The organism is Serratia sp. CY33525 (assembly GCF_052169115.1).
GTDB lineage: Bacteria > Pseudomonadota > Gammaproteobacteria > Enterobacterales > Enterobacteriaceae > Serratia > Serratia sarumanii.
This window is the reverse complement of record NZ_JBJNLK010000001.1, coordinates 173,392-187,179: the sequence shown is the minus strand read 5'-3', so window position 1 is coordinate 187,179 and position 13,788 is coordinate 173,392. Positions and strand designations below refer to the sequence as shown.

Annotated in this window: 12 protein-coding genes; 8 read left to right on the top strand and 4 right to left on the bottom strand. The window is 58.9% G+C overall.

Annotated elements, in window-relative coordinates; genetic code table 11:
- Positions 1-314 precede the first annotated feature (314 nt).
- From rimJ to murJ, 4 genes are all read left to right on the top strand, one after another.
- On the top strand, positions 315-899 hold the full coding sequence (gene rimJ / locus ACJ8IM_RS00880) for a ribosomal protein S5-alanine N-acetyltransferase (RefSeq protein ID WP_033638511.1): 585 nt from the start codon (positions 315-317) through the stop codon (positions 897-899).
- A gap of 9 nt (positions 900-908) precedes the next feature.
- Positions 909-1,556, top strand: a complete 648-nt coding sequence (locus ACJ8IM_RS00875; RefSeq protein ID WP_033647660.1) for a YceH family protein — start codon at positions 909-911, stop codon at positions 1,554-1,556.
- Positions 1,549-2,469: a Gfo/Idh/MocA family protein gene (locus ACJ8IM_RS00870; protein ID WP_033654413.1), complete on the top strand. Its 921-nt coding sequence runs from the start codon at positions 1,549-1,551 to the stop codon at positions 2,467-2,469. The genes ACJ8IM_RS00875 and ACJ8IM_RS00870 overlap by 8 nt, the downstream gene beginning before the upstream one ends.
- Before the next feature lie 106 nt (positions 2,470-2,575).
- Positions 2,576-4,111, top strand: a complete 1,536-nt coding sequence (gene murJ / locus ACJ8IM_RS00865; RefSeq protein WP_033654412.1) for a murein biosynthesis integral membrane protein MurJ — start codon at positions 2,576-2,578, stop codon at positions 4,109-4,111.
- A 62-nt stretch (positions 4,112-4,173) separates the two neighbouring features.
- Here murJ and argS read toward each other — a convergent pair whose 3' ends face one another.
- Positions 4,174-5,904, bottom strand: coding sequence for an arginine--tRNA ligase (gene argS / locus ACJ8IM_RS00860; protein WP_033654411.1), 1,731 nt, complete (start codon positions 5,902-5,904; stop codon positions 4,174-4,176).
- Between the two features lie 828 nt (positions 5,905-6,732).
- Here argS and ACJ8IM_RS00855 point away from each other — a divergent pair.
- A complete protein-coding gene (locus ACJ8IM_RS00855; protein WP_033654410.1) occupies positions 6,733-7,299 on the top strand; it encodes a VOC family protein in 567 nt (188 codons plus the stop codon).
- Here the strand turns inward: ACJ8IM_RS00855 and ACJ8IM_RS00850 are convergent.
- Complete coding sequence (locus tag ACJ8IM_RS00850) at positions 7,296-8,444, bottom strand: MalY/PatB family protein (RefSeq protein ID WP_033654409.1); 1,149 nt, start codon at positions 8,442-8,444, stop codon at positions 7,296-7,298. The genes ACJ8IM_RS00855 and ACJ8IM_RS00850 overlap by 4 nt on opposite strands.
- Positions 8,445-8,545: 101 nt before the next feature.
- Between ACJ8IM_RS00850 and cutC the strand changes: the two genes are divergently transcribed.
- The 3 genes from cutC (at position 8,546) to ACJ8IM_RS00835 (ending at position 11,966) form a co-directional block, all read left to right on the top strand.
- On the top strand, positions 8,546-9,304 hold the full coding sequence (cutC, locus tag ACJ8IM_RS00845) for a copper homeostasis protein CutC (RefSeq protein ID WP_033634860.1): 759 nt from the start codon (positions 8,546-8,548) through the stop codon (positions 9,302-9,304).
- Positions 9,305-9,732: 428 nt separating this feature from the next.
- The gene (locus tag ACJ8IM_RS00840; RefSeq protein WP_033654407.1) at positions 9,733-10,137 is read left to right on the top strand and encodes a hypothetical protein; all 405 of its coding nucleotides are present in this window, start codon (positions 9,733-9,735) and stop codon (positions 10,135-10,137) included.
- Positions 10,134-11,966, top strand: a complete 1,833-nt coding sequence (locus tag ACJ8IM_RS00835; protein WP_033654406.1) for an FKBP-type peptidyl-prolyl cis-trans isomerase N-terminal domain-containing protein — start codon at positions 10,134-10,136, stop codon at positions 11,964-11,966. Before ACJ8IM_RS00840 ends, ACJ8IM_RS00835 begins: the two co-directional genes overlap by 4 nt.
- 36 nt (positions 11,967-12,002) lie before the next feature.
- On the opposite strand, the gene cmoB is transcribed toward ACJ8IM_RS00835, so the two are convergent.
- Together cmoB and cmoA are read right to left on the bottom strand one after the other, a co-directional pair.
- Positions 12,003-12,974, bottom strand: coding sequence for a tRNA 5-methoxyuridine(34)/uridine 5-oxyacetic acid(34) synthase CmoB (cmoB, locus tag ACJ8IM_RS00830; RefSeq protein WP_033654405.1), 972 nt, complete (start codon positions 12,972-12,974; stop codon positions 12,003-12,005).
- A complete protein-coding gene (cmoA, locus tag ACJ8IM_RS00825) occupies positions 12,971-13,714 on the bottom strand; it encodes a carboxy-S-adenosyl-L-methionine synthase CmoA (RefSeq protein ID WP_033634856.1) in 744 nt (247 codons plus the stop codon). The genes cmoB and cmoA overlap by 4 nt, the downstream gene beginning before the upstream one ends.
- Between the last annotated feature and the right edge of the window lie 74 nt (positions 13,715-13,788).

Genomic DNA, 13,788 nt, shown 5'->3' with positions numbered 1-13,788 from the left:
GAACAACGCTTCCATTCTCTACCCAATTCCCCTACGGCGACAGGGGGCGTGTAGATAATATTTTTTTATCGTCAAGGTGTTACCTGTGCTGCAAAATGGGCGGAAAAACGCCGTAAAACGCGTATTCGGCGATTTACTGAGCGACCGGGATTTTACCTCGGGGGCGGGCTACGGTTATATTGAATGCGGGGAAGTGCGGTTCTGAGGCGCTATTGGCAAAATAAAGTCATGGCATCAGATCGGCGCCGGATAATTATCCACGCGGCTTCCCAATAAATACTTCTTATCGAACCGTTTTGACTGCGGGGGAAATGATGTTCGGCTATCGCTCTGCATCGCCAAAAGTACGTCTTACAACCGACCGGATGGTGGTCCGTTTAGTGAATGAACGGGATGCCTACCGTCTGGCGGATTATTATGCCGAGAACCGAGCCTTTCTCAAACCCTGGGAGCCGGTGCGCGACGAAAGCCACTGTTATCCTTCCGGCTGGCAGGCGCGTCTGGGCATGATCACCGAAATGCAAAAGCAGGGCAGCGCCTACTATTTTATCCTGCTCGATCCAGAAGAGCAGGAAGTGCGCGGCGTGGCGAACTTCAGCAACGTGCTGCGCGGTTCGTTTCATGCCTGTTTCCTCGGCTATTCGCTGGGGGAAAAGTGGCAGGGGCAAGGGCTGATGTTCGAAGCCTTGCAGTCCGCCATCCGCTATATGCTGCGCCAACAGCGCATGCACCGCATCATGGCCAACTATATGCCACACAACCAGCGCAGCGGCGCATTGCTGACGCGTCTGGGATTCGAACGCGAAGGTTACGCCAAGGATTACCTGCTGATCGACGGCCAGTGGCAAGACCACGTTTTGACGGCATACACCAATAAAGAGTGGCTACCCCCACGTTGAGGCCAAACGATGAAATATGAATTGAACGCCAGAGAGGCCCGGGTTATCGGCTGTCTGTTGGAAAAACAGGTCACGACACCGGATCAATACCCGCTTTCGCTGAATGCCATTACGCTGGCATGCAACCAAAAAACCAACCGCGAACCGGTGATGGACCTGAGCGAAAGCGAAGTGCAGCAACTGCTCGATCTGTTGCTGCGCAAACATTTCCTGCGCACCCTCAGCGGGTTCGGCAATCGGGTGGTGAAGTACGAACAGCGGTTTTGCAACTCCGAGTTCGGCCAGCTGAAACTCTCGCCTGCCGAACTGGCGGTGATCGCCACCTTGCTGTTGCGCGGCGCGCAAACGCCGGGCGAGTTACGCACCCGCACCAATCGGATGCACGAGTTCAGCGATGTCAGCGAGGTCGAACAGGTGCTGCAGCAACTGGCCACGCGCGAAGATGGCCCGTTCGTGGTGCGCCTGGCGCGTGAGCCGGGCAAGCGCGAAAGCCGGTTCATGCATCTGTTCAGCGGCCAGATTGATGAAGCGCCGCCGGCGGCGTTCGACGCTGAGGACGACGGCGAACTGAGCGCCAGAGTCAGCGCATTGGAAAGCGAAGTGGCGGAGCTGAAACGGCAGTTGCAACAGCTGTTGGCGAGGGATGCGAATGACTAAATTGCGTGTAGGCGTGGTGGGGTTGGGCAGTATCGCGCAGAAGGCGTATCTGCCAATCCTCGGCCAAGCGGCGGATTGGACGCTGGTGGGCGGTTTTTCGCCCAATCAGCAAAAAGCGCAGCCGCTGTGCGACAGCTACCGTATGGCCTGTTTCTCCCGGCTGGACAGCCTGGCCGAACAGTGCGATGCGGTCTTTGTTCACAGCAGCACCGCCAGCCATTTTTCGGTGATAGGCGAGCTGCTGAACCGCGGCGTGCACGTTTACGTCGATAAACCGCTGGCGGAGACGCTGGAGCAGGGCGAGCAGCTGCTTGAGCAGGCCGAGCGGCGAGGCAAAACGCTGATGGTAGGGTTCAACCGCCGTTTCGCGCCGCTTTACCGGCAGCTCAAACAGCAAATGAATCAGCCGGCCTCCATTCGCATGGATAAACATCGGGCGGACAGCGTCGGCCCGTACGATCTGCGTTTTACCCTGTTGGATGATTACCTGCACGTGGTGGACACTGCGCTGTGGCTGGCGGGCGGGCGGGAGCAACTGCTGAGCGGCAGCCTGCGCGCCAACGCCGCCGGTGAAATGCTGTACGCCGAGCATCACTTCGCCTGCGGCGACACGCAGGTGACGACCAGTATGCATCGCCGCGGCGGCAGCCAGCGCGAAAGCGTGCAGGCGGTGACCGACGGCGCGCTGTATCAGTTGACCGATATGCGCCACTGGCTGCGTGAAGATGCGCAGGGCGAGTTGGAGCAGCCGGTGCCGGGCTGGCAAAGCACGCTGGTGCAACGCGGCTTCGACGGGGCGGTGCGGCATTTCCTTGATGCCGTCGCCAATCAGAGCGCGCCGGAAACCGGCGGCGAACAGGCGCTGGCCGCCCAGCGGGTGGTCGAGCGTTTGCTGCGGGATAACTCTATGTAACATATGGCGGTAGCTATTCTTTTCCGGATGCGTAAACTGAGCCGATTGTTTCACTGACGCCTGCTGTTGCAGGCGTTGATATTTACGGTACCTATCAGACAACCACATGAACCTACTCAAATCCTTGGCTGCCGTCAGCTCGATGACGATGTTTTCGCGGGTGTTGGGCTTTGCCCGCGATGCGATCGTCGCGCGCGTGTTCGGGGCCGGCATGGCAACGGACGCCTTTTTCGTGGCGTTCAAACTCCCGAATCTGTTACGCCGTATCTTTGCCGAAGGGGCGTTTTCGCAGGCCTTCGTGCCGATCCTGGCCGAATACAAGAGCCAGCAGGGTGAAGAGGCGACGCGCACTTTTATTGCCTATGTCTCCGGGCTGCTGACGCTGGTGCTGGCGGTGGTGACGGTGCTGGGGATGCTGGCCGCCCCTTGGGTTATTTACATTACTGCGCCGGGCTTTACCGATACGCCCGACAAGTTTGCCCTGACGTCGGCGCTGCTGCGCATCACCTTCCCCTATATTTTGTTGATCTCACTGGCGTCGCTGGTGGGGGCGATCCTCAATACCTGGAACCGCTTCTCGATCCCGGCTTTTGCGCCAACGCTGCTTAACGTCAGCATGATCGGTTTCGCGCTGTTCGCCGCTCCGTATTTCAACCCGCCGGTGCTGGCGCTGGCCTGGGCGGTGGTGGTGGGCGGCGTGCTGCAGCTGGGGTATCAGCTGCCGCATCTGCGCAAGATAGGCATGCTGGTGCTGCCGCGCCTCAAGCTGGGCGATGCCGGGGTCTGGCGAGTGATGCGCCAGATGGGGCCGGCGATCCTCGGGGTGTCGGTGAGCCAAATCTCGCTGATCATCAACACCATTTTCGCTTCGTTCCTGGTGTCCGGCTCGGTGTCCTGGATGTACTACGCCGACCGCCTGATGGAGTTTCCTTCCGGCGTGCTGGGCGTGGCGCTGGGCACCATCCTGCTGCCGTCGCTGGCCAAAAGCTTCTCGAGCGGCAACCATGACGAGTACTCGCGCCTGATGGATTGGGGGCTGCGTCTGTGCTTCTTGCTGGCGTTGCCGAGCGCCATCGCGCTCGGCATTTTGGCCAAGCCATTGACCGTTTCGCTGTTCCAGTACGGCAAGTTCAGCGCCTTTGACGCGGCGATGACGCAACGCGCGCTGGTGGCTTACTCGGTTGGGCTGATGGGGTTGATCGTGGTTAAAGTGCTGGCGCCGGGCTTCTATTCGCGGCAGGACATTAAAACGCCGGTCAAGATCGCCATCATCACGCTGATTATGACGCAGGTGATGAACCTGGCGTTTATTGGCCCGCTGAAGCATGCCGGCCTGGCGCTGTCGATCGGTTTGGCAGCCTGCCTGAACGCCTCGCTGCTGTATTGGCAGCTGCGCAAGCAGAAGATCTTCCAGCCGCAGCCGGGTTGGGCGCTGTTCCTTACCAAGCTGGTGATCGCCGTGCTGGTGATGTCGGCGGTGCTGATTGGCGTGATGTGGCTGATGCCGGCCTGGGATCAGGGCAATATGCTGGAACGTTTGCTGCGTTTGGCTGCGGTGGTGGTGGCCGGTGTGGTGGCCTACTTTGGCGTGCTGGTAGGGTTGGGCTTCCGCCCGCGCGACTTTGCGCGCCGCGCCGCCTGAGCCGAAAGCAAGAACAAAAAAAGGTCGCTCAGGCGACCTTTTTGCTTTCCGCGCGGTGCGGTTTACATGCGTTCGACGGTTTCGATGCCCAGCGTATCCAGACCGGTTTTCAGCGTTTTCGAGGTCAGCAGCGCCAGCTTCAGGCGGCTCTGACGCGCTTCTTCGCTGTCGGCGTTCAGGATCTGGCAGTGCTCGTAGAAACCGGAGAACAAGCCGGCCAGATCGTACAGGTAGCTGCACATGACGTGAGGCGTGCCTTCACGCGCGACGGTGGTGAGTACCTCTTCGAACTGCAGCAGGCGGGTAGCCAGCGCAATTTCACGCTCTTCGGTCAGCGTCAGCGGCAGCGTCAGGCTGCTTTCGTCGATCCCGGCGCGCTTGAATACCGATGCCACGCGGGTATAGGCGTATTGCATATAAGGCGCGGTATTGCCTTCGAAGGCCAGCATGTTATCCCAGTCGAAGACATAGTCGGTGGTGCGGCTTTTCGACAGATCGGCGTATTTCACTGCACCGATGCCGACCACGCGGGCCACGGTCTTCATTTCGTCTTGCGGCATGTCCGGGTTTTTGCCGGCGATCAGCTGTTCGGCGCGTTCGATGGCCTCATCCAGCAGATCGGAGAGCTTCACCGTACCGCCCGAGCGGGTTTTGAACGGCTTGCCGTCTTTGCCCAGCATCATGCCGAACATGTGGTGTTCCAGCGAGACGGAGTCCGGCACGTAACCGGCCTTGCGCACGATGGTCCAGGCCTGCATCAGGTGCTGATGCTGACGGGAGTCGATGTAATACAGCACGCGATTGGCGCCCAGGGTTTCGTAGCGGTACTTGGCGCAGGCGATATCGGTGGTGGTGTAGAGATAGCCGCCATCCTTTTTCTGGATGATGACGCCCATCGGATCGCCGTCCTTGTTCTGGTATTCGTCGAGGAACACCACGGTGGCACCTTCGCTTTCCACCGCCAGCCCTTTGGCTTTCAGATCGGCGACGATGCCTGGCAGCATCGCGTTATACAGGCTTTCGCCCATCACGTCGTCTTCGGTCAGCGTGACGTTCAGGCGGTTATAGGTCAGCTGGTTTTGCGCCATGGTGATGTCGACCAGCTTGCGCCACATTTTCAGGCAGTACTGATCGCCGCCCTGCAGCTTGACGACGTAAGCGCGCGCGCGCTCGGCGAACTCGGCGTCTTCGTCGTAATGCTTCTTGGCTTCGCGATAGAACTGTTCCAAATCGGACAGGCCCATGTCGCTGGCGTTTTCGTTCTGCATTTTTTCCAGGTAGGCAATCAGCATGCCGAACTGGGTGCCCCAGTCGCCGACGTGGTTGGCGCGGATCACTTTATGGCCCAGAAACTCCTGGGTACGCGCCGCGGCGTCGCCGATGATGGTGGAGCGCAGATGGCCGACGTGCATTTCTTTCGCCACGTTCGGCGCGGAGTAGTCGATAACGATGGTTTGCGGCTCAACCGGCGCAATGCCCAGTTTCGGTGCGTTCAGCACCTGGTCGGCCTGGCGGGCGACCCAGTCGCTGTTCAGGAAAATGTTGATAAAGCCGGGACCGGCGATTTCCACTTTACCGGCGACGTCGCCGAGATCCAGCAGTTGCACCACTTTTTCCGCCAGCTGCCGGGGCGGCATGCCCAGCTTTTTGGCGACGGACATCACGCCGTTGGCCTGGTAATCACCAAACTGCGCCTTGGCGGAAGGGCGGACCTGCGCTTCGCAATCGGCTGGCGCGCCAGCGGCGATCAGCGCCTGGCTGACTTTATCTGAAAGAAGAACCTGAATATTCACCGGGTTACCTTAATGACGAACGAGGGGCTGAAGCCAGCCCCTGTGGGATTCAACGGTGGCGGGCGCGATGGGCGACCGCCACAAAACAGCCTGCAATTGTAACCGATCTGACGGAGTCCGTCAGCAGTTGGCGCGGCCGCTGCGATGAAACAGTTGTCGGATGCGGCGCGTTGATTGCCGGAAGGTGAAAAGCAGAATGAGCTGAACAGAATGTACGGAGGGGAGAGTTGCGAAGCTAGCGCTTTTTATTGCGGCGACCGGCATCCAGCGTGTTGACGCTGCGTGATTTGAAATGACGGTAGATGGCGTATACGGCGATAATTATCAACACCAAGGATATCGTCAGCAATAACATAATGATCATCTCGAATTTAAATTTCCTCCAAAGTAGCCGAGTTGTCTTGGTGAATCAATTGTCTGGGGGTAAATTAAGATAATCCTTAGCTTTTAATCAATTAATGCGTTTTATTTTCTTCTTTTACAATGGGTTGTGATTGCGGATTTGTGCGACATTGATAAGTGAGTCGTTTTGATTAAACCCAGCGATTCAATCGGCTTGACCAATGGCCTGCAGAGGATTGTGTGCAAAATAACTTAAATCATAGCGTCATAAAGAAAAGGTATAATGTCTTGCGAAAAATCTTATTTTTTATTTTTCCGTTGATTTAATAAGCTGTCACCTTAATAAAAATCCGGCTTTTATTCTCCGTGCCCGCAACCAAAAATCATGCTGAACTGCCGCCGAAAAACCTCGCAACGCTGGCGAGCGCTGTCGCCAGCGTGTAAATTACGGCGTTTAACTTTGCGCCCCGTTGTTTTGAGGTTCCTATGACCACTCCCTTGCAGGCCATTGCCGAGCTTGACGATCTGAAGCACGACCTGCCGCGTTTCGAACAGGCGTTGCACCAATTTGCCGCCAAATTGCGGCTTGATCTGTCCGCGTTTACCGCCGATCACATCTCTCTGCGCTGTCACCAGAACGCCACCGCCGAGCGCTGGCGCCAGGGGCTGATGCAGTGCGGGACACTGCTGTCCGAATCGATGATCAACGGGCGACCTATCTGTCTGTTCGATTTGTCTCAGCCACTGGCCGTTGGGCCGTGGCGGATAGACTGCATCGAACTGCCGTATCCGGGGGAGAGACGCTATCCGCACGAAGGCTGGGAACACGTCGAATTAGTGCTCAGTGGCGATCCGCAGACGCTGTACGCCCGGGCGTTGAGCCACCTGGCCGATGAAGCGTTGCTGGCACCGGGGATCAAGCTGAAGCAAAGCTCGCCAAAAGGCGAGGGCGAACGACTGCCGAACCCGACGCTGGCCATCACCGACGGAACGGTCACGATCAAGTTTCATCCTTATTCCATTCGAGACATCGTCGCCAGCGAACAAGGTTAGCCAGGCAGTGCCGCACAGGCTCGCGCCATGCGATCGAGCGCTTCATCGAGCAGGGCCCATCGGCAACCAAAGTTAAGCCGCACAAAGTGCCGATCGCCAAAGTCCAAACCGGCGCTTAGCCCAACGCCCGCACGTTCGAAGAACTGATGCGGGTTATCCACCGGCAACGCGCTGCAGTCTATCCAGGCCAGGTAAGTGGCCTCGACAGGCAGCAACGTCAAACCCGGCATGGCGTTGATACGCTTTATCAGCCGATCGCGATTGGCGCGCAGATAAATCAACTGCTCATCCAGCCAGGGTTGCCCGTATTGATAAGCCGCCTGCGCCGCCACCAGCGCCAACAGATTGACCTCCGGCACGATACCGCTGCGCGCGCGTTTCAGCTTTTGTCGCAGCGCTTCGTTGGGAACGATCGCCATCGAGGCGCCGAGCCCGGCGAGATTAAACGTTTTTGACGGCGACATCAGCGTCACGCTGCGTTGGGCCGCATCGTCATTCAGGGTGGCGAAAGGGATATGCCGCACGCCGGGCTCAAGCAGCAGTTCGCAGTGGATCTCATCGGAACAGACGATTAAATCGTGTTCGCGAGCGAACTGATGGTGCTGCAACAGCTCATCCCGGCGATAAACGGTGCCACCGGGGTTCTGCGGGTTGCACAGCAACAGGAGTTTCTCGTTGCCGCTCAGCCGATCATGCAGCGAGGAAAAATCCAGCACCCAGCGTTGGCCGGTCGCCTTCAGCGGCACCGCGAGGTGCTTGCGCCCGGCGAATTTGGCCGCTTTGCGAAACGGCGGATAAATGGGAGAGGGGGCCAGCGTGCTCTGGTGTTCTTCGGTGCAGGCGCGCACGCACAGGTTCAGGCCGCACACCAGCCCAGGCAGGAAAATGATCCATTCGGGCTTGATGTGCCAACCGTAGCGCTCTACCATGCGGCGGGTAAAAACCTCAATAAGATCAGGGGATGGGTGAGTGTAGCCGAATACGCCGTGCGCCACGCGGCGCTGCAGGGCTTCGATCACCGCCGGCGGTGAGGTGAAATCGCTGTCGGCGACCCAAAGCGGGATGATGTCGCGGTCGCGATATTTATCCCACTTAACGCTGTCACTGTGACTGCGGTCTACCCATTGATCAAAATTGAATGCCATAGTTACAACCCTGAGCCGGTTTATGCCTATGCATGAGCCTACGTGAGAAATGAAGAAATGAACAATTGCCGCCGTATGTTGGCCGTTATCTGGGGGTGACAATGATAAAACTGGAAGTTTGTTGCTTTAGCGTCGACTGTGCGCTGACGGCCGAACGGGCGGGCGCCGATCGCATTGAGTTGTGCGCCAGCCAGAGCGAGGGGGGATTGACGCCGAGCTATGGCACGCTGCGTCTGGCGCGCGAGCGGGTTTCGATCCCGGTGCATCCGATCGTTCGCCCTCGCGGTGGCGATTTCTGCTACGGCGCGGTGGATTTCGAGGTGATCAAACAGGATCTCCGCCAGATCCGCGAGATGGGGTTCCCCGGCGTAGTGGTTGGCATGCTGGACGAAGAAGGGCACATCGATCTGCCGCGCATGCGCGAAGTGATGAGGCTGTGCGAGGGCATGGCGGTGACGTTCCATCGCGCGTTCGACATGTGCCAGAACCCGATGGTGGCGTTGGAGCAACTGAGCGAGCTGGGCGTGGCGCGCATTCTGACTTCCGGCCAGCAGCAGAGCGCCGAACTGGGCCTGCCGTTGCTGCGCGATTTGCGCCAGGCCAGTCAGGGCCCGGTAATCATGGCGGGTGCCGGCGTGCGCCTCAGCAATCTGCACAAGTTTGTCGATATTGGCCTGCATGAACTGCACAGCTCTTCCGGTCACCTGGTGCCGTCGACCATGCGTTACCGCAAGGCGGGCGTCACCATGTGCTCCGATAACGAGTTTGACGAATTTAGCCATTATTGCGTGGATGGCGAAATGGTGGAGGCGATGAAAAACGCGCTGGCCTTGGTTGATCCCCTGGCGCAAAGCGCATAAACACGCAGCTAACCGCGTTTGACAACCGGTTTCCGGGCCGTAAGACCCCTTTGCGTGTCACTGAGCCCTCGGCGATCACGCAAGTACCAGGCCCCGGCGTTTTGCCGGGGCTTTTTTTATGTCTTGCGAAGACGCGGTGCCCGTTTCACGCTGTTTCTCTGTCGCACTGCCCCCCATCTCTTCTTGCGCTCATCATGCCCTGCTGATAAGTTTGTGAGTTAAAATCCTTTAAATATCATAATATTAAATGATTTTTTGGTATGCATTTTCGTGGTGAATGATTTGCGCTCTGCCGCTCATCGCCACGTCTGCATTTTCATACCCGTTCATCGCCGGCCTATGGCCGGAACATCACAGCATTAATGAGGAGAGCCGTCGATGCAGCCGCGGAGCGCGTTGGCGGCGGACTTAACAAGGAGATAACGATAATGACCCGAACGGCACACTGTTTGACCGCTGCGCTTTTGCTGACCTTGACACTGAGCGGCTGCCAGACCGCCAAGCGGCCTGTTTCTACATTAAGTAAGCCGCCCAGTGCAGAAGACATTGCGGAACAAGACAAGCGGCAGCGTGAAGCCGAGCGTATACAGCAGTGCCAGCGCGAGTTGGATGCCATGCGCGGCATGGATAACGAAAAATACCAAAAATTCAAACGCGAATTCGATACCTTGATGGGCGGCGCCGCGCAGTATGCCGGGGTACGCCAGCGGGTCAACACGGGCACGCAGGAAACCGTCGACGCCCTGTATCGTTACCGCACCAGCCGTCTGTGCGCAGACATCAGTTCTGCCATGATGACCGGCCTGGCTGAGCGCGGAGAGCGCGCCCAATGACCCCTCGAGCGAGAAAGGCATTACTGAGCCTGATGATACCGCTGGCGTTTGCGCCAGCGATGGCCGCAGCGGATGACGATGTGCCGGCATTACTGCAGTTCGCCGAGCGCTACCAGCGGCAGGACGCACCGGCAGCTGACGCCGCGGTTACTCCCTCCCGGGAAACCCAAAAGTCGGCGCCCCGGCCGGTTCAACCGCGTGAAACGAGCTCGCAGAGAAAGCAACTGGCGCAGTTGCAAAAGACGCTGCGCGAGAAAGAGGCTCGATTGGAGCAACAGCAAACCGCTATTCAATCACTGCAGCAGGAGCTGACCGCGTTGCGGGTTGCGTCGTCCCTGACGGCTGCCGATAAACCGACAGCTGCTCCCGATCTGAGCGCGTTGAGCGACTTCGCCAGCGGCGTGCGACGGGCGCTGAACCTGACGCCGCAGGAGCGCAAGGCTCAGGCGCAGATCGCCGAGACGCAGGCAGCGTTAGCGCAGGAAAAACAACAAACCGAGGAGCGCGATCGGCGTATCGCCTTGCTGGAACAACGGCTGGCGGCGTTGCCTGAACAGGCAGATAACGCCTGGCAGGAGAAACTGACGGCGGCGCAGACCGCCAACGATAAAGCGCGCCAGCGTTATGAGCAGGACAAACAAGCGGCCGCCGCTGAGCTGGCGCAACAGAAGGCGGAAGCCGCCAAGGCGACGGGTGAACTTCAGCAGCAGCTGGCACTGCGGCAGAAAGAACTGGATGAACAACGCCAACAGGCCGAGCGGCAAGAGAAAAGCCTGAAAACAGCGCTGGAACAGCAAAAGGCCGAAGCCGCCAAGGCGACGGGTGAACTTCAGCAACAGCTGGCACTGCGGCAGAAAGAGCTGGATGAACAACGCCAACAGGTCGAGCGGCAAGAGAAAAGCCTGAAAACGGCACTGGAACAGCAAAAGGCCGAAGCCGCCAAGGCGACGGGTGAACTTCAGCAACAGCTGGCGCAGCTACAGGAAAAAAACAAGACGCAAGCCGAGCAGGCGAAGGCATTGGCGCAGCGGCTGGCAACGGCGGTGGCGGAAAGCGAAAAATCAACGCTGCAACTGGCGAAAACGACGGAGCAGGCGAAAAAAAACGCATTGGCGCTAGCGGACGCCAACCAAACGCAGCAGGCATTGCGTGAGGAGCTGGATGGGCTGCGCTCTCGCGCCAAATGGCTGCCGGATGCGCAGGCGCTCGAGAAAAAGCCGGCGCAACAGAGCTATGCTGCCGGTGTCGCTTTGGGGCGCGATATTCAAACGATGCTGGCGGAGCGTAAAAATTGGGGCATCAATCCCGATAAAACCGTGCTGCTGGCGGGCGTGATCGATACCTTCAACGGCCATTACCAGTTAAGCGATGCGCAGTTGACCCGCGCGCTGGCGGAGTCGGAAAAAGCGGTGAACGACGCCCGGAACCAGGCAGCGAAGGTGCAAACCAGCAAGGGCGAGGCGTTCGTCACCGAGTTTAAAAAGAAAAAGGGCACGCAGAAGTCGCCTTCCGGTTTCTGGTATCGCATCGAGTATGCGGGTGATGAAGCCATTAAGGAAAACGCGCGGGTGGACATCGTGGTGAAGGAAAGTTTAACCGACGGCAGCGTGATTCAGGATATGGATCGCAGTGGGAAGGTGATGTCACAGCCGCTCTCTGCCTACCCGCCGTTGTTCCGCGAGGCGATCGGCCATCTGAAAAATCATGGTTCGCTGACGATGGTGGTGCCGCCGGCGTTGGCGTACGGTGAAACGGGCTATGCGCCGCAGATCCCGCCGAACGCGACCATGGTGTATGAGCTGCGGATTGTCGATGTCAACAACGGGTAACGTCGGGCCGGCCCTGGCCGGCCCGATTAGCGAGCGCTAGGGCTTTTTGGCGGTCAGCACGGCGCGCAGGGGCGCCGGATAGCCTTCGATCGTTTTGCTGCGATCGTTCGGATCGAGGAATTCGGCCAGTGATTCGCTGGTCATCCAGTCGGTGCGGCGCTGCTCTTCGAGGCTGGTGACACACATATCGGCGATCTTCACGTCGACGAAGCCGCACTTCTCCAACCAGCATTTCAGCGCCTCGGCGGAAGGGATGAAATACACGTTACGCATCTGCGCATAACGATCGCCCGGCACCAGCACCTGGTGGCGATCGCCTTCCACCACCAGCGTTTCCAGCACCAGTTCACCTTCAGCCACCAGCTGGTTTTTCAGCTGATACAGATGATCGAGCGGCGAGCGGCGGTGATACAGCACCCCCATCGAGAACACGGTGTCGAATGCCGCCAATTCCGGCAATTGCTCGATGCCGAGCGGCAGCAGGTGGGCGCGCTGATCGCCGCCTAATAGCTTGCGCACCGCTTCGAACTGACACAGGAACAGCTGCATCGGATCGATGCCGACGGCGAGGTGTGCGCCGGCGCCAATCATGCGCCACAGGTGATAACCGCTGCCGCAGCCGACGTCGAGAATGGTGCGGCCGGCCAGCGGAGCAATGTGCGGCAGCACGCGATCCCACTTCCAGTCGGAATGCCATTCGGTATCGATATCGATGCCATACAGCGAGAACGGCCCTTTACGCCATGGCATCAGGGTGCGCAGCATTTTCTCGATGCCTTCAAGCTGGCCCGGCGACAGGCCCGGCTCCATCTCGGCGCGCACGCCGTGCAGCAGATCGAGGCGGGTTGGGGTCAGCGTCGGCAAATGCTCGACCGAGTTGAACCACTGTTTGAATTTGCCGTGCAGCGATTCGCGTTGCCAGGCGCTCAGCTGCGCAGGCAGCGTGTCCAGCCAATGGCTGAGGGGGCTTTTGGCGATGCGTTGATAGAAATCACCGAACTCGATCATTGCGCATCCCCCGCTTTCAGGGCGATCAGCGAACCGAAGTTGAAGCATTGGAACCACACTTCGGCATGCTCGAACCCGGCCTGTTGCAGGCGCGCCTTGTGCGCTTCCACCGAGTCGGTGAGCATCACGTTTTCCAGCATGCTGCGTTTTTGGCTGATCTCCAGCTCGCTGTACCCGTTGGCGCGTTTGAAATCGTGGTGCATGTTGAACAGCAGCTCGCCGACTTCAGCGTCCTCAAAGCTGAACTTCTCCGACAGCACCAGTGCGCCGCCCGGGCGCAGGCCACGATAGATTTTCTCCAGCAGACGCAGGCGATCGGCCGGTTCGAGGAACTGCAGCGTAAAGTTCAGTACCACCATCGAGGCGTTCTCGATCTCGATGTCGCGAATGTCGGCTTCGATGACATCGACCGGCGTGTCGGCGCGGAAGGCGTCGATATGGCGGCGGCAACGTTCCACCATCGCCGGCGAATTGTCGACGGCGACGATATTGCAGCCGGGCACCTTGATATTCCGCCGCATCGACAGCGTCGCCGCACCCAGCGAGCAGCCCAGGTCATACACCCGGCTGTCGGGTTGCACAAAGCGCTCGGCCAGCATGCCGATCATCGATATGATGTTGGAATAGCCGGGAACGGAGCGTTGGATCATGTCGGGGAACACTTCGGCGACGCGTTCGTCAAAGGTCCAGTCGCCCAGTTTGGCGATGGGGGCGGAAAAAAGGGTATCGCGGTTTGGCATAGCGGCAAATCAGTTCAGAATTCGAAGCTGCGTAGTCTAACAGAAAAGCGCAAAAAAGCGGAGCGGAAGCAGGC